This window comes from Halopseudomonas xiamenensis, assembly GCF_014219065.1.
GTDB lineage: Bacteria > Pseudomonadota > Gammaproteobacteria > Pseudomonadales > Pseudomonadaceae > Halopseudomonas > Halopseudomonas xiamenensis.
In genome coordinates this window covers 39,154-58,595 of record NZ_JACLGO010000028.1, presented here as the reverse complement: position 1 = coordinate 58,595, position 19,442 = coordinate 39,154, and the positions used below count along the sequence as shown (strand labels likewise).

Genomic DNA, 19,442 nt, shown 5'->3' with positions numbered 1-19,442 from the left:
ATATACGACAGACAACCTGCTCTTGTCATTGAATGTTGAAAGCCTTGCAATGAGGGAGGAGACCATATACGACAACCGGATCAGGCGCGTGTCGTTCAGGTCTTGAAACGGCCCAGCAGGCTGCTGATCTGCTGGCCGATCCGAGCCAGGTGTTCGCTGGCCTGGGCGGTTTCCTTGGCGCCGTCGGTGGTTTCCCGGGCCAGTTCCGCCGCTTCGGTGACGTTGCGGTTGACGTCCTCGACCACGGTGGACTGCTGGGTCGTGGCACTGGCGATGGAAGCATTCAGCGCCACCAGTTGCTGCATGGACTGGGCGATCTGGTCCAGCGCCTGGCCGGCGGCGTTGACCTGTTCGACGCTGAGTTCGGAATAGCGGCTGCTTTCATGGATGACCTGCACCACCGACTGCGTGTTGTTCTGCAGCCGGGTGATCATGCCGTGGATTTCCTCGGTGGACTTCTGGGTGCGCTGGGCGAGGTTGCGTACCTCGTCGGCCACCACGGCGAAGCCGCGGCCCATTTCCCCGGCGCGCGCCGCCTCGATGGCGGCATTCAGTGCCAGCAGGTTGGTCTGTTCGGCAATGGCGCGGATCACGTCCAGCACAGTGGCGATTTCATTGGCATCGGCCGACAGGGTTTCCATATGGGCGACGGCGGTGTTCACGCTGCCGGACAGATGGTTGATCTGCTCGATGGTTTTCTCCACCTGCGTGCGGCCGAAATTGGCCCCTTCGTTGGCGTTTTCCACTTCCTGGGCGGCGGCGTTGGCGTTCTGCGCCACATCCTGTACACCATAGGTGATCTCGTTGACCGCCGTGGCCATCAGCTCCATGCGTTCGGACTGGCGGGTCATGCCGTCCAGGCTGGCATTGCTGATCTGGTCCAACTGGTGGCTGGCGCTGATCATCTGGTTGGCGCCATCGCCCAGTTGCCCGACCATCTTGCGCAGGTTGTCGGTGAAGGTATTGAAATGCCGCGCCAGCAGGGACAGTTCGTCCCGTGCATTACTGTCCAGCGTGCGGGTCAGGTCGCCCTCGCCATCGGCGATATCGCCCATCGCCTGGACCACCAGGTTCAGCGGCTGGGTGATGCTGCGGCCGATGATATAGAGGATGCCGATCATGATCAGCATGATCATCGCGACCACCGCCAGCGCCCAGAGCACCTGGGTGCGGAACTTGGTCTGCATGTCGGTGAGGAAGATGCCGGTGCCGATCATGTAGTCCCACGGCTTGAAATGAGTGAAAGCAGACAGGCGCCGCACCGGGTCATCCTCGCCTACCTTGCCGCCGGGCTTGACCCAGTTGTACTCGTAGTAGCCGGTGCCCTGGACGCGGGCCAGGTCGACCATGTCCTTGATCACGTTGGGCCCCCGGTCAGAGCCCAGGGTGCTGAGGTCGACGCCCTCGGTCTCCGGGGCGAAGGGGTGCATGAGCATGACGTAGTTCATGTCATTGACCCAGAAGTATTCGTTGCCGCCGTAGCGCAGCCCACGCAGGGTATCGAGTGCCTGCCGGCGGGCCTGCTCTGGGCTCAGCTCGCCGCTCAGTTCCTTGGCGTGATAGGAGGCGAGCAGGGTATGGGCGGTTTCCACCAGGTGAGTGGCCTTGGTGATCTCGGCGGTATGGATCTCTTGGCGCAGGTGGTTGAGAGAAATGAAGGTCAGCACCAGCAGGCTGGCCAGTGCAACGATAAGGATCAGCCATATTCTCTGGCTGATGCGTATCCGGCGTAACAAATCCATTGTTGATCTCCGCGATCTTTTATTAGTCACTGTGGCAGTTATCGGCCAGCTGCAAGGATACTGCAGCATTTTTTGTCGGCTAGACAATATCGATATGCCATTATTCGTCCGGTGAATCTGCTGGTCTTTGCCGACGGGTAGTGCACGGCTCTATCGGGCAGCCGGATGACCTTTCAGCGGGGGGTAATGGCATGTTAAATTGCCGCCGCAATGCCGCGCCGATGGCACTTTTTCCCGATGCCCCGGTCTATCCGTTTGTTTCCCAAAGGATATTTTATGCAGTTATCTATCAAGAACCTGTCCCTCGCGGCACTGTTGAGCACAGCCGCCGTATCCACCAGCGTTTTTGCCCAGACGCAGGAGGCCATCGAGCCGCCCGCTGATGCGGTCATGTCGGAGGATCTCACCGGCAAGGTGGTGGTGGGCTGGATCGAGAAGGGACTGATCCTGCCTGAGCAGACCGCAGTCAAGGTCAAGGTGGACTCCGGGGCGTTGACCTCGTCCATGCATGCGGTGAACCTGGAGCGCTTCACCCGCAAGGGCAAACGCTGGGTACGCTATGACGTCGAGGTGAAGGATGCCGACACCGGCAAGCGGGTGACCATGCATTTCGAGCGTCCGGTCTATCGCCAGATTACCGTGCGTGGTGCCGGCGGCGAGGATTATCGTCCGGTGGTCAAGATGCGCATGTGCATCGGCAACCGGATCTATGAAGAGCAGTTTTCCCTGCGCGATCGCAGCGACATGACCTATCCGGTGCTGCTCGGCCGGCGCACCATCGAGCATATCGGCCTGATCGATGTGTCCGACACCTTCATGCTGCCGCTGGATTGCCCGGAGGAGGCGAGTGAGGAGGAGCGCAGCAGGCAACAGCAACTGCGTGACGATGCCAACCTGGTGGACGACAGCCAGATCGACCAGCCGTCGGAAACCGAAGAGGAAGATGATGAGCAGGAAGGCGCGGAATAAGCTTTCCGACTAGCCACTCATCATCCATCCCGCTGCCGCTGTGGCCAGGACCACCAGCCATGGCGGCAGTTTCCAGAACATCAGCGCGATAAATGCCAGCAGGGCCAGCACCACATCCCCGGGACCGAGGATGGCACTGGTCCACACCGGCTGGTACAGCGCCGCCAGCAACAGGCCGACCACCGCCGCGTTGACCCCAGCCAGGGCCGCACGAGTCCGGGCACTGTGACGCAGCCGCTCCCAGAACGGCAGCACGCCGATGACCAGCAGAAAGGATGGCGCGAACACCGCCAGCAGGCAGACCATGCCGTTGACCCAGGCGGGCAGCCCGGTCTCCATGGCCGCGCCGAGAAAGGCGGCGAAGGTGAATAGCGGGCCGGGGACAGCCTGAGCGGCACCGTAGCCGACCAGGAAGGTATCCGCGCTGACCCAGCCGGTGCCCACCGTTTCCGCCTGCAGCAGCGGCAGCACCACGTGCCCGCCACCGAACACCAATGACCCGACCCGATAGAAGCTGTCGATGGCTGCCAGCAGCGGGCTGGGGAACAGGGTCACCAGCACTGGCAGTCCGATCAACAGACCGAGGAACAACCCCAGCGCGATACTGCCGCTGCGCCGACTGACGCGCCCGGGCTGGGTAGTGGCTACCTCGCTGCTGTCGGCACTGATCAGTGCCAGCCCCAGAATGCCTGCCGCCAGCAGTACGAGCAATTGAACCCAGAATACAGGTACCAGCAGCACGATCGCTGCAGCACCGGCCATGATGGTGACGCGCAGGCGATCCGGACACAGGCTGCGCGCCATGCCCCATACAGCCTGAGCGACCACCGCCACGGCGACTATCTTGAAGCCGTGCAACGCGGCGGGGTCAAGGTTGCCGTGGCGTATCAGGGTGACGGCGAACAGGATAAGTGCCAGCGCCGATGGCAGGGTGAAGCCGGCCCAGGCTGCCAGGGCCCCGGCGTAGCCCGAGCGGGAAAGACCCAGCGCCAGCCCGACCTGGCTGCTGGCCGGGCCGGGCAGAAACTGGCACAGCGCAACCAGGTCGGCGTAACTGCGTTCGGACAGCCAGCGCCGGCGCACGACGAACTCATCGCGGAAGTAGCCGAGATGGGCAACGGGCCCGCCGAAGGAGGTCAGGCCCAGACGCAGGAAGATCAGGAAGACAGCCCAGGGACTCCGGTCATGGGCGTGGTGCGGGGCGCTGGGGTGGGCCTGATCCATGGACTGCTCCCGATGGCAGGTAAGGACTTACCACATCAGGTCGTCAGGTACCTTGAAGTCGGCGTAGGGGTCGTCTTCGGCCGGTTGTTCGGCCGCCACCTTGGCGATGATTACTGGCCAGTGCGGGGCGCGCTCAGCCACCTTCTCGGCGACATCCAGGGGGATGAGTTCGAAGTGCCCGGACAGGCGGACGATGCCCAGTTTGCCGCGGCTGAGCTTGTCGAACTGTTCATTGGTGACGTAGATCTTCTTGACCTTGTTCTTGACAACGAACTGGTAGGCGGTTTCGCCACCGCTGCGATCCAGCTTGGCCTGTTCGATCAGTTGCTTGGCCTGGGCCTCGCGCTCACGGCGGGCGGCTTCCTCCTGGCGCTGCAGGTTCAGTTGGCGGTCGCGCTCGGCTTTCTCGGCACGTGCCTTCTCTACCGCGGCGGCGGTGTCATGTACCTTCTCCGGCGTATTCTTTGCAGCCTTTTTCTTGGCGCGCTGGGCCTGTTTGAGTTTCTTTTCATCGACCAGTCCGGCTTTGAGCAGCTGGGCTTGCAGTGAATTGACCATGCGTTGGGGCTACCTGTGACGGGGCGTGGAATTTGAAAGGCGCATTTTAGGGTGGGTTGCCGTGCAATCACAACCATGCCGGCAGCCCTTGGCGCGGGGCGGCAGGTCAGTCGTGCTTCCCCTGCCTTTCCTGGCGCTCCAGTTCGGCCTGACGTTCCTTGATGCGCTTCATCTGTTCCTCGCCGATCGGCATCTTGTTAGCCGTCTTGCGCAATAGATAGAGGCCTCCGATGACGGTGGCGACGATGATCAGGACAAAGATCCAGCCGGTCAGGGACATTGCAGGTTCCTTTGTACAAGGGTGGTGGTTACAGCATGGTTAACAGGCGGCGGGATAGCAAATCGGTAATATGAGAGCGTGCTTCTGATGTTTTATAATTCGTCTATTATGGCGATTAAATGGCAATTTCTTGTATTTGGCGTCATTTCTGACGAGATCATCAAGTAAGTTATGTTTTATCTCGTCATATGTGACGAAATATTGGTTATTAAATAGGTAATTCGACTATAGTGACGATATGAATATTCAAGAAATGCTTTCCGATGAGGTGGTTCTGACGGAGCTGGGCAGCCGTGTCGCCCGTCGGCGCCTGGATATGGGGCTTACCCAGGCCATGTTGGCTGAGCAGGCCGGCGTATCGAAGCGCACTCTGGAGCGTTTGGAAACGGGAGCCTCTACCCAGTTGACCAGTTTCATTCGCATCCTGCGCGTGTTGGAGCTCTTGCCGGGGCTGGATCAACTGCTGCCTGCACAAGGTCCTGGTCCCATGGCGTTGTTGCGAGGTAAGGGCAAGGTTCCCCAGCGGGTGCGGACCTCGACAACGGCAGCTATTCAGGAGCCTGGTGCGCCGTGGCGTTGGGGAGATGAGTCATGACGACCCTGGCCGAAGTGCGACTATGGGGGCGGACTATCGGCGCGGTATCCTTGGCTGACGGTGAGGAGGTGGCGGATTTCCAGTACGATCCCGCGTTCGTCAATAGCGATATCCAGTTGTCACCCTTGGTCATGCCTCTATCCAATCGCGTCTATCGCTTTCCCGAGCTGGCCAGGCAGACGTTTCATGGTTTGCCTGGTCTGCTGGCCGACAGCCTGCCGGACAAGTTCGGTAATGCATTGATCAACGCCTGGCTGGCGGCACAGGGGCGTACCCCCGAGAGTTTCAATGCAGTGGAGCGGCTTTGCTACACCGGTAGCCGGGGGATGGGGGCTCTGGAGTTCGTTCCCATGAACGGGCCACGTCTACAGCAGTCGGGTGCGGTGGATATCGAGGCGCTGGTGAGTCTGGCATCCGAGGTGCTTGCCAATCGCAACGATCTGTCAGCATCCTTCGCCGGTGCCTACAAGGCTGCTGCACTCAAGGACATTCTGCGCGTCGGCACTTCGGCCGGCGGCGCGAGGGCGAAGGCGGTCATCGCCTGGAATCCGAACAGCAATGAGGTCCGCTCCGGTCAAGTGGCGGCGGGGGAGGGGTTTGCCTACTGGTTGCTCAAGTTCGATGGTGTGACGGGCAATCGCGACCGGGAGTTGGATGATCCGCAGGGCTATTGTGCAATCGAGTATGCCTATTACCTGATGGCCGTTGCCGCCGGTATCGACATGAGTGATTGCCGCCTGCTGGAGGAAGGTGGGCGTCGTCATTTCATGACGCGGCGTTTCGACCGTACCGAGGATGGGGGCAAGCTGCACATGCAGTCGTTATGTGCCCTGGCGCATTATGATTTCAACCAGGCCGGGGCGTATTCCTACGAGCAGGCGCTGCTGGTGATCCGTCGCCTGGGTTTGCCGATGCAGGCACTCGAGGAGCAGTTCCGGCGCATGGTCTTCAATATCCTTGCCCGCAATCAGGATGACCATGTGAAGAACATCGCTTTCCTGATGGATCGCCGTGGCGCCTGGAAGCTGTCGCCGGCCTTCGATGTCACCTTCAGCTATAACCCCCTGGGAGCATGGACTGCCATGCATCAGATGTCGATGAATGGCAAGCGCGATGGATTTACTCTTGCGGATTTCAACAGTTGCGGGAAAAGTGCCGGTCTCAAGCGGGGGCGGGCGGAAGCCATTGTGGCCGAGGTGCGCGCCAGTGTGCTGCGCTGGCCGGAGTTCGCTGCGCAGGCTGGGGTGGCGCCGCAATGGACCGAGCAAGTTGCGGCGCACTTGCGGCTGGCAATATGAGATTCGATATGGCTTGACTTGATCCAGCAAACATTTACAATGCGCGCCTGTCGTCAGACAGATGCGCAGCGGTAGTTCAGTTGGTTAGAATACCGGCCTGTCACGCCGGGGGTCGCGGGTTCGAGTCCCGTCCGCTGCGCCATATTAAAATCTCTTATCTTGTTGAAAGATAAGAGTTTTTTCGTTTTTTGTGTTTGGTTCCGAGACTCTGGCCAGAGGGCGATTTTGGCTGCTTGACCAAACCGTGCCAGCCCCCCCTGAAAAACCGGTGTTCATTTTCTCTATGAGCGCCCGGTTAGTATTTCACTCCATGCCAGTGAGAAACCTGCGTACATATTCTGGCGCAAGCTCCATGTCGGACGAGATATCAGGTTTTACTCTTCAGGGCTTCCAGTTGTTGCCTGAGCTGCTCGACTTCAGCCTCCAGCTCGAGCACGCGCTTGCTGGCCTGAACTTCCGTGCTGACGTCTTTCTGGATACCGATGAAATAAGTCAGGTTGTCGGCTTCATTGAAAACCGGCGTGATGGAGAGCTCGTTCCAGAACTGGCTGCCATCGCGCCGATAGTTGCGCAGAGTCTGGCGACAGGGCTGATTATTCTTCACTGCCGCGCGGATGGCTTCGATACCAGGTTGATCACGGTCATCGCCCTGCAGGAAGCGGCAGTCTTGATAGAGAATATCGTCAAGCGTGTAGCCAGTCAGGCGTTCAAAAGCCGGATTGGCATAGATGAGGATGTTGTCCTCTCCCTCTTGCTCGGCAATCACGATGCCGTCATTGGAAGCATCCACTACCAGTTGCAGTAATTTTGCGTTGATCATCTATCCAACTCTCGGCATACAGCAGGGCGGTATAGGATACCCGACGGGCAAGCAATGTGTAATCGCTCATCGAGGATGTATACAAGACGCAGCCGCTGTACACTATTCGGGTTTATCCAGAGCTACCTATTTTGCCAATGACCAAGCGAGCCGAGTTATTACCGCCTGTTACCCGGCAGGCGCACCCCGAAGAAGGGCTGCTGCCGATAGGCGAAGTTGTGCGCCTTACTGGCATCAACCCTGTAACTCTACGTGCATGGGAGCGTCGCTACGGATTGATCCGCCCGGTACGAACAGAAGGCGGGCATCGACTGTATTCGGCGGCGGATGTGGATACTGTCCGGCGCATCATGTCCTGGACAGATCGCGGCGTTGCGGTGAGCAAGGTCGCTTCTTTATTGGCACTGCAAACCTCTTCCAGTGCCGGACCTGTGGCTGACGAAACACCGGCAGTCCACTCGGAACCTGCATCGCCCTGGGGTGAGTGGCGGGAAGGTATTCGTCAAGCGATAGAAGTCTTTGACGAGGCTCGACTGGATCAGCTGTATGGTCAACTATTCAGCACTTATCCAATAGAGCAGAGCTTCGGGAAAGTACTCATGCCGTTGTGGCAAGAGTGGTTGCACCTTACTGGTTTTGGCCAGCGCAGTCAGTGGTTGTTTTATGATGCGTTCCTGCGGGCCAGGGCGCTGCAGCGGCTGCAGTTCTTACGACATAACGGTGGTGACTCAGTACTGTTTGTTGTGCTGCCTGATTCATGCCGAGAGCTGGAAATGCTGGTCACTGGGCTACTGCTCGATAATGGGAAAGGGATATTACGCACGCTACCAGTGGGCCAGCCGCTGGACGAGCTACCCCTTGTCTGCCAGTCCATATTGCCTACAGCCCTGGTGCTCTTTGCCCCGACGCCGCTGTCACCCACACAGCTAAGCAAGATCACCAAATTGGCGCAGAAGGTCGATAGCCCGGTGGCTCTGGCAGGCGTAGGGGCAGAGCTGGCAGCGGAACAGTTGCGAAGCTCACCCCTGGCCAATCTGGGTAAAGAGCCCCAGGTGATGGCAAGCAGACTGGAACAGTTTCTATCCGGCCACCTGGACACCTGAGATCTGTGTGGCGGTAGCGCCAAGCTGGGCTTCACACAGGCGTACCAGCGCTTGCGCCCAGTCATGGTTGTCATTCAGGCAGGGAATCAACTGCAGGTCTTCGCCACCAGCAGCGATAAACTGGACACGTCCACGGATGCCGAGCTCTTCATATGTCTCAATGCAATCCGCAACGAAGGCCGGCGACATGACCAACAGTTTTCTCACACCTTGTTGCGCCAATTCATCCAATCGTGACTCCGTATAGGGCTCAATCCACTTGGCTCTCCCAAGGCGTGACTGGAAGGCTACTGACCATTGCTCCGGCTTCAGTCCGGCGTTAGCTGCAAATTCAGCAGCACTTTGTATGCACTGGGCTTTGTAGCAGGTTTTCAGCACCTCTCCCGTTGCTCTATGGCAACAGTCTGACGATTGCAGACAATGGTTCTTGCCAGGGTCGCGCTTGATCAGATAGCGCTCAGGCAGGCCATGAAAGCTAAATAGCAGATGGTGAAAATCCTGTTCCAGAGCAGGGCGAGCACTGGCAACCAGTGCCTGAATGTAGTCTGGTTCAGCATGAAAAGGCGGCAGGGTACGTAGCTGCAGTGACAGTTTGTGCTTATTTATAACGCGGCGCACTTCTTCGATGGCAGTGGTGGTAGTGCTATCAGCAAACTGGGGGTACAGAGGGGCAACCAGGACACTACGTGCGCCTTGCTCAGCCAGTGCCAATAACGCGTTTTCAATGGACGGGGCTGCATACCGCATACCCAGCTCAACAGGGCCGTGCTTCCAGAGCGGGCGCACTGCGTTGCACAGACGCTGACTGATGACTATCAGCGGCGATCCCTCCTCCCACCATATCTGCCGGTAGGCTTCTGCCGACTCGGACGGGCGTCGGAGCAATATCAGGCTGACCAGAGCGCGACGCAGTGGCCAGGGCAAGTCGATAACATAGGGGTCCATCAGGAACTGGTTGAGGTACTGGCGCACATCGCTTACCTCGGTTGACCGGGGAGACCCCAGATTGATCAGCAACAGGCCTTGATCCTGCATGTATAACTCCCTTGCGCAACAACGTTACCATGACAAAGCTGTACATAACCTATGCAAAGCCCCCTGCAAGTTCTGTTTTCAAGGGGTTGCAGGAAGCAATCCGAAGAAAACACGCGCAGAGAATAACATTTCCATTCGGATATTTCTGTACGGTATGTATTTTTTGTATAGATTTGTGTGGTGTTAGAAAGACGATGACCAAGATGCCTGTGCGCCGTCATGCATTACAGTCGCTATCCCTTCAGGCACTGGATGTGCAGCTTGGTTGAGTACTCCGTTCGCCCCTGAGCTTGGTTACACGATGCAGAAAGTCAGACATGGCCAGGCTCCGGCGCGGAGAGATTCTTGAAGGCGCTCAGAGCACGCTCGCGGCTGGCAGCCAGATCGACCATGGGCGCTGGGTAATCGGTCACGGCAAACAAGGAGCCGACCGCACTGGGGGCATGTATCAGGCGATCATCCAGATGAGCCAATTCTGGCAACCAATGCCGGATAAAGTGGCCTTGGGGATCGAAGCGTTGTGACTGGGTGATGGGATTGAACAGGCGAAACCAGGGCACGGCATCGGTACCCGTGGAAGCACTCCATTGCCAGCCACCGTTGTTTGCAGCAAGGTCACCATCAATAAGGTGCTGCATGAAAAAACGCTCACCTTCGCGCCAGTCAATCAGCAGGTTCTTGGTCAGAAACATGGCCACGACCATGCGCAGTCGGTTGTGCATCCAGCCTGTGGCCAGCAATTGACGCATGGCGGCATCAATCAGCGGAAAGCCGGTGCGCCCCTCTTGCCATGCGGCAAGCTCCCCGGGTGACTGACGCCAGGGCACAGCCTCGGTGTGCTCACGAAAGGCGCGATGCCGGGACACCTGCGGGAAACCAACCAGGATGTGGCTGTAGAACTCACGCCAGAGCAGTTCGTTGATCCAGGTTACGGCACCCTTGCTGCCGGTTTCGAACTCGCCTCGATTGTTACGCAGCGCCGCATGCAGGCATTGCCTGGGCGACAGTACGCCGGCAACCAGATAGGCCGAAAGCTGGCTGGTGCCGGGTTGAGCGGGCAGGTCGCGCTGACGGTCATAGGCGTCCAGGTGCTGGTCTACAAAACCGTCCAGGCGCTCTAGCGCGGCTGCTTCGCCTGTTGGCCAGAGGGCTTGCAGAGCGACGCTTGGTGCAGCAAACCCGGGCACTGCTGTGGGAATCGAATCGCTCTCGATGCCAAGCGGTGCCTGTGGTTCTGGCAGTGCAAGGCAGCTCGGCAGCGCAAGCTGCAAGCGTTGATAAGAGACCTTGCGGAACTGGCTGAAAACCCGAAAGTAACCACCGGTACGGGTGAGGATGCTGCCGGGGCGCAGCAGCAGGTGATCCATGTGGCTGGTAAAGTCCACGCCCAGCGCTGCCAGTCGCTGGGCTACTGCCCGGTCGCGACGGGTTTCATTCAGACCATACTCCTGGTTGACCTGCACCTTGCTGATTTTCTGCTCCTGACATAGACCGGCAAGCACGGCGGGCGCATCGCTCCAGTGTTCAGCATGACGAATCAGCAAGGGTACGTTCAGTGCTTGCAGTTCCTTCTGCAAACTGGCCAGATTACGCAACCAGAAATTAATCTTGCATGGCGCATCGTCGTGGCTGCGCCATTGGCCGGGGCTGAGCAAAAATACAGCCAGAACCGGGCCAGCCTGCATGGCGGCGCACAATGCAGTGTTATCGCGCACCCGCAGGTCGGTGCGAAACCAGATCAGTTGATGCATAAGTATTTCCTCAGCGGTAATCAAGTAGACCCAGTCCGCAGGTATTGCATGGCGACCAGGGGGCGTCGGCGAGATGCATGTCCGGCACTCTAAAGACCATGTCCCTGAGCGGTACGCTGTGGCTGGAGCGAGCCAAGACAGCGCTCCCAGGCACGCAGTGTTGCAGGCGGAACTTCATTTTGCTGAGCGATGTCACGAATAGGCGGCAGGTTTTCAGGCAGAGATGAACTGGGTTGCTCTTGGCAATAATTATTCATAATGCATTGCGCAGGCCGAGTTCTTCAGGATGCGGTTGCAGGTAGGCCTGGCGCTCGATGTAAGCATCCGGATAGCGGCGAAAGTGGTATTTGATCATGGTTATCGGTACTACTAAGGGCACAATACCCTTTCGATACTGATCAATCAGCCTTTGCAGTTCCTGCTTGTCAGTCTTGCTCAATGCCCGTTTGAGATAGCCTGAGAGATGTTGCAATACGTTAGTGTGGCTACCACGGTTGGCAGGCTTTTTGAGGGCTTCCATGAACTGAGTGAAATACCTCGCGGCGAACGCCTGCAGCGGTATATCCGCGCTCTGCGCCACCGCTTGGCCAAGCGCTTTGTACTGCTCCCGGTTATTGGCCATCAGCTGGTATTTGTAGCGTGCGTGAAAGTCCATCACGGCCTTTCGCGTCAACCCCTGAGCTTGCAGTTGTTGCCATTCTGCATAAGCAAATACGCGAGTAATAAAGTTTTCCCGCAATACAGGATCGTGCAGGCGTCCATCCTCTTCGACTGGCAAGTCCGGGCGTGCTTGCATCAATGCCGTGGCGAACAGGCCTCGTCCACCGCCATTGGCGGGGTAGCCGTTGTCCCTGTAGACCTTGACTCGCTCCATTCCACACGATGGTGACTTCTGCATCAAAATGTAGCCACTTATGTTACGCAACTGCTCGGCAGCGCGGTGGCCGCAGGCTCTCAGGGCGTCAGTGACATCCAGATCTGAATTGACTGTCCCTACTGCACGTGGGTTATATGGGTCGCCAACCAAGCGAATCGGTTGACGCGGCGTGCCCAAGCCAATGGCTTGCTCTGGACACAGCCCGATAAAATCGAAGTGGCGTGACAGCACCTCGATGCACAGATGGGAGGCCTTGTGTCCACCGTTGTAACGCACTTTCTGGCCTTGCAGACAGGCACTGATACCGATCTTGATGGTGTTGTCAGTTGTCATGGGATCCTCAACCTGCACAGCAATCTAATCTGTACATGTTTTGGGATCATATGTCATTTTCTGTACAAGTCAATGTTTTGTACAGTTTTGTGCCTGGCTGCCCGGAGACCTCACGAAACGGGAAACTCGTACTGACCAGCAGCCTGGGGGCGGCGGCCTGATAAAACCGACCGCCCTCAAGACTTTTTTGCTTCAGTTGTCCGGATACTCGGCAACCACTTCCAGCTGCCCGTCCTTGGTCAGGCCCACCACCTGGTAGGGGTCCTGACGGTCACCATACTCCATGCCTGGCGAACCCATCGGCATGCCGGGGACCGCGATGCCCAGCAGGTCTGGCCGGGTTTGCAGTGCCAGCACCTGCTCGGCCGGTACGTGGCCTTCGATGAACTGCCCGTTGAGAACGGCGGTGTGGCAGGAGCCCAGGCGCGGCGGTACTCCCAGTTCCTGTTTGACCGTGGCCATGTTCGGCTCGACGTGATCATTCACCGTGAAACCGTTGGTTTCCATGTGCTTGATCCAGTCCTTGCAACAGCCGCAGTTGGCATCGCGATGGACATCGATGGTCAGGTTGTCGGCGGCCTGGGCCAGGCCGCCGAGCAGCATGGCGGTCAGGGCAACGAAACGTAATCTGCTATGCATGATGTGATCCTTGATGGTCTCAGTGGCAACCGCCACAGCAGGTAGTATGACCGTCATGCGCTGCGCTGGCGATGGCCGCGGGATAGCCGGCGGCGTCCAGCGCGCTGATCAGTGCCTGGCTGTCGGCCTGGCCGCTGACCTTGACCCGGCCGCCATCCAGATCGACATCGACGGCGTTGACGCCGGCCACGGCGGTCAGTGCTTCGGTAACATGCTTGACGCAGGAGCTGCAGCTCATTTCCCGTACATTCAATTCGATGGAACTCATTGGGGGACTCCCTGGATGTGTGAACTGAGCGCATTCTCAACTCTGACATCGTGGCAAAGTCAATCCGCATCGCCTGGCTCACCGGTGTCTATACTGGATGTCGGTGTGGATGGGGTTGATCGGTCCACTTTCAGATAACGGGTTTGCAAGGAGCGACACTCTTGAGAGCGTTCACAGTGATTGTCGGGTTGGCCTGCGCGCTGGTGGGGTTGGTGCTGGCTCTGGGGGGCGGATATCTGGTGACGCTGGGCGGTAGTTGGTACTACCTGCCGGCTGGCGTGGCGATAGTGATTGCCGGGGTGTTGATTGCGCGAGGGCGTCCATCCGGTGCTCTGCTGTTTGCTCTGGTTTTCCTGTTATCGGTGGTATGGGCCATCTGGGATGCGGGCCTGGAGTTCTGGCCGCTGGTATCGCGCCTGTACATGCTGGCGGTGATGGGCCTGGTCATTGCCTTCATCTACCCTGCGATGCTGCGTCGCACCGGCGAGCTGCCTGGCCGTGGCGCCGTGGTGGTGCCGGTGATCATGCTGGTTGGCGTGGTCGCCACTTTTGCCGCCATGTTCATGCCGATGAACAGTCAACTGGCTGCGCGTGACCCGGTGCGCACTCCGTTGCCCGATGGTGTCGAGCAGACCGACTGGATGCATTGGGGCAACACCACCCACGGTGATCGTTTTGCCGCGCTGGACCAGATCACTCCGGAGAACATCGATCAGTTGGAGGTGGCCTGGACCTTCCGTACCGGTGAGTTGCCGGAAAGCACCGGCGCTGGTGCGGAGGACCAGAATACCCCGTTGCAGGTCGGCGATACCCTGTACTACTGCAACGCCTACGGCAAGATCTTCGCTCTGGATGTGGACTCCGGTGAGCAGCGCTGGATGTTCGATCCCGAAGGGCATGCGCCGGTCTGGCAGCGCTGCCGCGGCCTGGGCTATTTCGCCGAGCAAGTCACCAGCCCCATCGTGGCGGGTGACGCCGCTGGCAGTCCGGCGGCCAGTTGCCAGCGACGCCTGTTCCTGCCGACCGGGGATGCCCGTCTGCTGGCTATCAATGCCGAGACCGGTGAGCTGTGCGCCGATTTCGGTGACAACGGTACGGTCGACCTCAAGGTTGACATGGGAGAGGTGAAGGATGGTTTCTACCAGCAGACCTCCACGCCACTGGTGGCCGGTGAGCTGGTGGTGGTCGGCGGCCGGGTGGCGGACAACTTCTACGTCGGCGAGCCTCCGGGAGTGGTGCGCGCCTTCGATGTGCGCAGCGGCGATCTGATCTGGGCCTGGGATCCGGGCAACCCGGAAACCACCCGTCGCCCACCGGCAGGCCAGACCTATACTCTGGGCACGCCCAACGTCTGGTCGGCCATGTCCTATGATGCCGAGCTGGGATTGATCTACCTGCCTACCGGCAATACCACCCCGGACTTCTGGGCTGGCCAGCGCACCGAACTGGACGACCTGTACAGCTCGTCGCTGGTCGCGGTCGAGGCGCAGACCGGGCGCGTGCGCTGGCACTACCAGATGACCCATCACGATATCTGGGACTTCGACCTGCCGGCCCAGCCGCTGTTGTACGACATTCCGGACGGGCAGGGTGGCAGCGTGCCGGCGGTGGCCCAGGTGACCAAGCAGGGCGAGATCTTCCTGCTCAACCGGGTCACCGGCGAGCCGATCGCCGAGGTGGAGCAGCGCCCGGTGCCGGCCGGCAACCTGGAAGGCGAGCGCTACGCACCGACCCAGCCGTTCTCGGTGGGCATGCCATCGATCGGTAACGAGACGCTGGTCGAGTCGGACATGTGGGGCGCGACCCTGCTGGATCAGTTGGTGTGCCGTATCCAGTTTGCCGGCATGCGTCATGAAGGCGTGTATACCCCGCCGGGCCTGGATCGCGCGTTGCAGTATCCCGGCTCGCTGGGTGGCATGAACTGGGGCAGTGTATCGGTGGACCCGACCACCAGCTACATGTTCGTCAACGATATGCGCCTGGGGCTGGCCAATTACATGTTGCCGCGTGAGGATATCCCCGCTGACGCCAGTGGTATCGAGATGGGTATTGTGCCGATGGAAGGGACGCCCTACGGTGCCATGCGCGAGCGCTTCCTGTCACCGTTGGGCATTCCCTGCCAGAAGCCGCCGTTCGGAACCATGTCGGCGATCGACCTGAAGACCCGTGAGCTGGTCTGGCAGGTACCGGTGGGCACGGTGCGCGACACCGGCCCGATGGGTATCAAGATGCGCCTGCCGATCCCGGTGGGCATGCCGACCCTGGGGCCGTCGCTGGCTACCGAAACCGGCCTGCTGTTCTTCGCCGGTACCCAGGATTACTACCTGAGGGCCTTCGATAGCTATACCGGCCGGGAAATCTGGAAGTCCCGTTTGCCGGTGGGCAGCCAGGCCGGCCCGATGACCTATGTCTCACCACATAGCGGCAAGCAGTACATTGTCATCAGTGCCGGTGGTGCGCGGGTCTCGCCTGATCGTGGTGACTATGTGATCGCCTATGCGCTGCCGGATTGACAGGGGCTGTCGCGGGAGGACCTCCGAGCTGACCTGAAACAATGCGGCATCGCTCTCTACCTCGTCATCCTTCGCGAAGGCGAAGGATCCACCAGCCACTCCGGGTCAGCCGCCACCCTGGATCCTTCGCCTTCGCGAAGGATGACGAGGTTTGGTGAAGGATGACGGATTTGCGAAGGATGGTGGGGGGCAATGCGGGCTTGGGTGGTGGGCTGGCGGGTCGTGCTACCCTGTCTGCCGCGCATCAGCAACCATACCTGTTTTTAATCTATTGCGGCTGCATCCGCAGGTGGATCTGTGCTTCGCCGGGCCGGGTGCTGATGCCTGGCGGATCTGGTCGAGCAGTGCCTGGATACCGATAAATTGCTTGAGTTATGTGGGATAACTGATTGATTGATTTGATATTGGGTGGGGCGCGCTCCGGCAAGAGCAGCCTCGCGGAACAGATGGCCACGGCCTCCGGCCTGGCGGTCACCTATATCGCCACCAGCCAGCCGCTGGATGAGGAGATGCGCCAGCGCATCGCCCATCACCGACAGCGCCGGCCGGCGCACTGGCAACTGGTCGAGGAGCCCCTGGCACTGGCCGGGGCGCTGCGCGAGCATGCCGCGGCGGAGCGTTGCCTGCTGGTGGATTGCCTGACGCTGTGGCTGACCAACCTGCTGCTGCAGGAAGATGAGCAACGCCTGGAACAGGAGCGCCAGGCACTGCTGGAGGTGCTGGGCGAGCTGCCGGGGAGGCTGATCCTGGTCAGCAATGAAACCGGCCTGGGCGTGGTGCCCATGGGCGAGCTGAGCCGCCGCTACGTGGACGAGGCCGGCTGGCTGCACCAGGCGCTGGCCAGGCGCAGCGACCGGGTGCAGTTCTGCGTGGCGGGGTTGCCGATGCTGCTCAAGGGAACCGATTGACATTGACCGAGGAATACATGGCGACAGAGTGGTGGCTGGAGGAAGTGGCGCAGGTGGATCGCCAGGCGCGGGAGCAGGCGCAGCAGCGCCAGGCGCAACTGACCAAACCGCAGGGCGCGTTGGGCCGGCTGGAGCAGTTGGCGATCCGGCTGGCGGGCTGGCAGGGCAACGCCCGACCACAGCTGGAGCGGGTGTGGATCAGCGTGTTTGCCGGGGATCACGGGGTTGCGCTGGAAGGCGTGTCCACGGCACCGCAGGCGGTGACCGGGCAGATGCTGCGCAATTTCGCCAACGGCGGTGCGGCGATCAGCGTCATGGCCCGGCAATTGGGCGCGACCCTGGATCTGCGCGATCTTGGCCTGGCCGTGCCCATCGAGCCGCTGCCGGGTGTGCATCACCTGAATCTGGCGCCGGGCAGCGCCAATCTGCTGCATGAGCCGGCGTTGACTGCCGAGCTGTGCCGACAGGCGCTGCTGGCCGGGCGTCAGGCGGTACTGGATGCCGCCGGGCAGGGAGCGCAATTGTTCATCGCCGGGGAAATGGGCATCGGCAACACCACCCCGGCCTGCGCCATGGCCAGCCTGCTGCTGGAACAGCCGGTCGCCGCACTGGTCGGCCCCGGTACCGGGCTGGATGCTGCCGGGTTGCGACACAAGACGGCGGTCATCGAGGCGGCGCTGCGCTTGCACCGGCCGCACTGCCATGGCGCGCTGGATGTGCTGCAGCGCCTTGGCGGACTGGAGATCGCCGCCATCGCCGGCGCCTGTCTGGCCGCGGCCCAGCAGGGCATTCCGATGTTGGTGGATGGCTATATCTGCTCCACTGCGGCACTGTGCGCGACTCGCCTGAACCCGGCCTGCCGCGACTGGATGCTGTTCGGCCACCGCAGCGCTGAGCCGGGGCACGCGGCGGTACTGGCGGCGCTGCAGGCCGAGCCGCTGCTGGAGCTGGACATGCGCCTGGGCGAAGGCACCGGCGCCGCCGCCGCGGTACCGCTGCTGCGCATGGCCTGCGCCCTGCACAACGACATGGCCACCTTCGCCGAGGCGGCGGTGGCGGCAGGGCCGGCAGCATGCTGACCCTGGACCTGCTGCGGCATGGCGAGACCGAGCGCGGTGGCGGCTTTCGTGGCAGCCTGGATGATCTGCTGACGCCGGAAGGCTGGCGGCAGATGCGCCTGGCGACAGAGCAGCCGGAGCCCTGGGATGCGATCATCAGTTCGCCGTTGCGCCGTTGCGCCGACTTTGCCTTCGAACTGTCGCAGCGCTGCCATGCGCCGCTGGTATTGCTGGAGGATGTGCGTGAACTGCACTTCGGCGACTGGGAAGGCCGCCACGCCAGTGAGTTGATGATCGAACATGCCGACGATCTTGGCCGTTTCTGGTCCGACCCCTATGGCTTCACGCCCCCGGGAGGCGAGCAGCTGGAAGTATTCGAGCGGCGGGTGCTGGGCGCCGTGGACGAGTTGTACCGACGCCGCGCCGGCGAGCACCTGCTGCTGGTCACCCATGGCGGGGTGATGCGCCTGTTGCTGGCCAGGGCCCGTGGGCTGGCGCGCGAGGCGCTGCTGCAGGTGGAAGTGGCGCACGGGCAGCGCTTGCGCATACGCATCGATGAGGGGAGGTTGAGCGAATGCCATTGCTGATTGCCCTGCAGTTCCTGACCCGGCTGCCGGTGCGCCTGTGGCGCCTGCCCAGCGCCGAGGAGAACGGTCGGTCACTGCTCTGGTATCCGCTGGTCGGGCTGCTGCTCGGGGCCGCGCTGTTGCTCGGGCACGGGTTGCTGGGCGGCGTGTCGGTATGGCTGCAGGCGGCATTGCTGCTGACGATCTGGGTCTGGCTCAGTGGCGGCCTGCATCTGGATGGCCTGGCCGATACCGCCGATGCCTGGGTCGGCGGCTATGGCGACCGCGAGCGCACCCTGGCGATCATGAAGGACCCGGCCTGCGGGCCGATCGGAGTGATCAGCCTGGTGCTGCTGTTACTGCTGAAGCTGACCGCGCTGGTGGCCCTGCTGCAGGCCGGGCAGTGGGGAGCGCTGCTGCTGGCCCCCTGGCTGGGACGCTGGGTATTGCCCCTGCTGCTGTACAGCACGCCCTATGTGCGCCCCGGTGGGCTGGGCCAGGTGCTGGTCGAGCATATGCCGCGCCACAGTCTGCCACTGTTGCTGGGCGTGCATGCCCTGGCGATGCTGCTGTTCGGCTGGGTGGGGTTGCTGGCGTTGGCGGTGGCATTGGTGGTGTTGCTGGTGCTGCGACACTACCTGTGCCAGCGCCTCGGCGGCACCACCGGCGATACCGCCGGCGCGCTGGTCGAACTGGTGGAAACCGCCGTGCTGGTGGCCTGCGCCGTGATCTGAACTTTTTCTGGCAGCGTTCATCTGACTGTAATGCAGGGCTCATAAGGTGATTGTGTGAACTTCACCCCTGCAACAGGGAAACGGAGGAGAACAAGATGAACGAATACGAAGAAGAGTTGCTGGAACAGCGTGCGCAGGATTGGGATCACGATGTGGAAGATGCGCAGGAGA

General features: G+C 60.7%; 19 protein-coding genes and 1 tRNA gene. 10 read left to right on the top strand and 10 right to left on the bottom strand.

Features of this window, described 5'->3' with window-relative positions; translation table 11 throughout:
- Nucleotides 1-95 precede the first annotated feature (95 nt).
- Nucleotides 96-1,742, bottom strand: coding sequence for a methyl-accepting chemotaxis protein (locus H6X51_RS16385; protein ID WP_185268541.1), 1,647 nt, complete (start codon nucleotides 1,740-1,742; stop codon nucleotides 96-98).
- A gap of 276 nt (nucleotides 1,743-2,018) precedes the next feature.
- Between H6X51_RS16385 and rloA3 the strand changes: the two genes are divergently transcribed.
- The gene (gene rloA3 / locus H6X51_RS16380) at nucleotides 2,019-2,711 is read left to right on the top strand and encodes a retropepsin-like aspartic peptidase RloA3 (RefSeq protein ID WP_235991381.1); all 693 of its coding nucleotides are present in this window, start codon (nucleotides 2,019-2,021) and stop codon (nucleotides 2,709-2,711) included.
- Nucleotides 2,712-2,720: 9 nt separating this feature from the next.
- On the opposite strand, the gene chrA is transcribed toward rloA3, so the two are convergent.
- The 3 genes from chrA to H6X51_RS16365 form a co-directional block, all read right to left on the bottom strand.
- Nucleotides 2,721-3,935 (bottom strand): chromate efflux transporter, encoded by a 1,215-nt coding sequence (gene chrA, locus H6X51_RS16375; protein ID WP_185268540.1) that lies wholly within the window; start codon nucleotides 3,933-3,935, stop codon nucleotides 2,721-2,723.
- Nucleotides 3,936-3,962: 27 nt separating this feature from the next.
- Nucleotides 3,963-4,493: a DUF2058 domain-containing protein gene (locus tag H6X51_RS16370; protein WP_185268539.1), complete on the bottom strand. Its 531-nt coding sequence runs from the start codon at nucleotides 4,491-4,493 to the stop codon at nucleotides 3,963-3,965.
- A 106-nt stretch (nucleotides 4,494-4,599) separates the two neighbouring features.
- The gene (locus H6X51_RS16365; protein ID WP_185268538.1) at nucleotides 4,600-4,773 is read right to left on the bottom strand and encodes a DUF2897 family protein; all 174 of its coding nucleotides are present in this window, start codon (nucleotides 4,771-4,773) and stop codon (nucleotides 4,600-4,602) included.
- Between the two features lie 238 nt (nucleotides 4,774-5,011).
- Here H6X51_RS16365 and H6X51_RS16360 point away from each other — a divergent pair, with 238 nt between their 5' ends.
- The 3 genes from H6X51_RS16360 to H6X51_RS16350 all read left to right on the top strand — a co-directional run bounded on the left by H6X51_RS16360 (nucleotide 5,012) and on the right by H6X51_RS16350 (nucleotide 6,808).
- The gene (locus H6X51_RS16360; protein WP_185268537.1) at nucleotides 5,012-5,368 is read left to right on the top strand and encodes a helix-turn-helix domain-containing protein; all 357 of its coding nucleotides are present in this window, start codon (nucleotides 5,012-5,014) and stop codon (nucleotides 5,366-5,368) included.
- A complete protein-coding gene (locus tag H6X51_RS16355; protein ID WP_185268536.1) occupies nucleotides 5,365-6,666 on the top strand; it encodes a type II toxin-antitoxin system HipA family toxin in 1,302 nt (433 codons plus the stop codon). Before H6X51_RS16360 ends, H6X51_RS16355 begins: the two co-directional genes overlap by 4 nt.
- A 65-nt stretch (nucleotides 6,667-6,731) precedes the next feature.
- Nucleotides 6,732-6,808, top strand: a tRNA-Asp gene (locus H6X51_RS16350).
- A 225-nt stretch (nucleotides 6,809-7,033) separates the two neighbouring features.
- On the opposite strand, the gene H6X51_RS16345 is transcribed toward H6X51_RS16350, so the two are convergent.
- Nucleotides 7,034-7,486 (bottom strand): PAS domain-containing protein, encoded by a 453-nt coding sequence (locus H6X51_RS16345; protein WP_185268535.1) that lies wholly within the window; start codon nucleotides 7,484-7,486, stop codon nucleotides 7,034-7,036.
- A 137-nt stretch (nucleotides 7,487-7,623) separates the two neighbouring features.
- On the opposite strand from H6X51_RS16345, the gene H6X51_RS16340 reads away from it, so the two are divergent.
- A complete protein-coding gene (locus H6X51_RS16340; RefSeq protein WP_185268544.1) occupies nucleotides 7,624-8,589 on the top strand; it encodes a MerR family transcriptional regulator in 966 nt (321 codons plus the stop codon).
- Here H6X51_RS16340 and hemH read toward each other — a convergent pair.
- From hemH to H6X51_RS16315, 5 genes are all read right to left on the bottom strand, one after another.
- Nucleotides 8,566-9,624 (bottom strand): ferrochelatase, encoded by a 1,059-nt coding sequence (gene hemH / locus H6X51_RS16335; protein WP_185268534.1) that lies wholly within the window; start codon nucleotides 9,622-9,624, stop codon nucleotides 8,566-8,568. The genes H6X51_RS16340 and hemH overlap by 24 nt on opposite strands.
- A gap of 311 nt (nucleotides 9,625-9,935) precedes the next feature.
- On the bottom strand, nucleotides 9,936-11,375 hold the full coding sequence (phrB, locus tag H6X51_RS16330) for a deoxyribodipyrimidine photo-lyase (RefSeq protein ID WP_185268533.1): 1,440 nt from the start codon (nucleotides 11,373-11,375) through the stop codon (nucleotides 9,936-9,938).
- A 253-nt stretch (nucleotides 11,376-11,628) separates the two neighbouring features.
- The gene (locus H6X51_RS16325; protein ID WP_185268532.1) at nucleotides 11,629-12,585 is read right to left on the bottom strand and encodes a YbgA family protein; all 957 of its coding nucleotides are present in this window, start codon (nucleotides 12,583-12,585) and stop codon (nucleotides 11,629-11,631) included.
- A gap of 192 nt (nucleotides 12,586-12,777) precedes the next feature.
- Nucleotides 12,778-13,224, bottom strand: coding sequence for a DUF411 domain-containing protein (locus tag H6X51_RS16320; protein WP_185268531.1), 447 nt, complete (start codon nucleotides 13,222-13,224; stop codon nucleotides 12,778-12,780).
- A gap of 19 nt (nucleotides 13,225-13,243) precedes the next feature.
- Nucleotides 13,244-13,492 (bottom strand): heavy-metal-associated domain-containing protein, encoded by a 249-nt coding sequence (locus tag H6X51_RS16315; protein ID WP_185268530.1) that lies wholly within the window; start codon nucleotides 13,490-13,492, stop codon nucleotides 13,244-13,246.
- A 134-nt stretch (nucleotides 13,493-13,626) separates the two neighbouring features.
- On the opposite strand from H6X51_RS16315, the gene H6X51_RS16310 reads away from it, so the two are divergent.
- From H6X51_RS16310 to H6X51_RS16290, 5 genes are all read left to right on the top strand, one after another.
- Nucleotides 13,627-16,005: a membrane-bound PQQ-dependent dehydrogenase, glucose/quinate/shikimate family gene (locus tag H6X51_RS16310; RefSeq protein ID WP_185268543.1), complete on the top strand. Its 2,379-nt coding sequence runs from the start codon at nucleotides 13,627-13,629 to the stop codon at nucleotides 16,003-16,005.
- 389 nt (nucleotides 16,006-16,394) lie between these two features.
- Nucleotides 16,395-16,913 (top strand): bifunctional adenosylcobinamide kinase/adenosylcobinamide-phosphate guanylyltransferase, encoded by a 519-nt coding sequence (cobU, locus tag H6X51_RS16305; protein ID WP_185268529.1) that lies wholly within the window; start codon nucleotides 16,395-16,397, stop codon nucleotides 16,911-16,913.
- 17 nt (nucleotides 16,914-16,930) lie between these two features.
- Nucleotides 16,931-17,992, top strand: coding sequence for a nicotinate-nucleotide--dimethylbenzimidazole phosphoribosyltransferase (gene cobT, locus H6X51_RS16300; RefSeq protein ID WP_185268528.1), 1,062 nt, complete (start codon nucleotides 16,931-16,933; stop codon nucleotides 17,990-17,992).
- Nucleotides 17,986-18,558 carry a histidine phosphatase family protein gene (locus tag H6X51_RS16295; protein WP_185268527.1) on the top strand — a complete coding sequence of 191 codons (573 nt, stop codon included), beginning with the start codon at nucleotides 17,986-17,988 and terminating at the stop codon, nucleotides 18,556-18,558. Before cobT ends, H6X51_RS16295 begins: the two co-directional genes overlap by 7 nt.
- Nucleotides 18,546-19,271, top strand: a complete 726-nt coding sequence (locus tag H6X51_RS16290; RefSeq protein ID WP_185268526.1) for an adenosylcobinamide-GDP ribazoletransferase — start codon at nucleotides 18,546-18,548, stop codon at nucleotides 19,269-19,271. Before H6X51_RS16295 ends, H6X51_RS16290 begins: the two co-directional genes overlap by 13 nt.
- Nucleotides 19,272-19,442 lie beyond the last annotated feature (171 nt).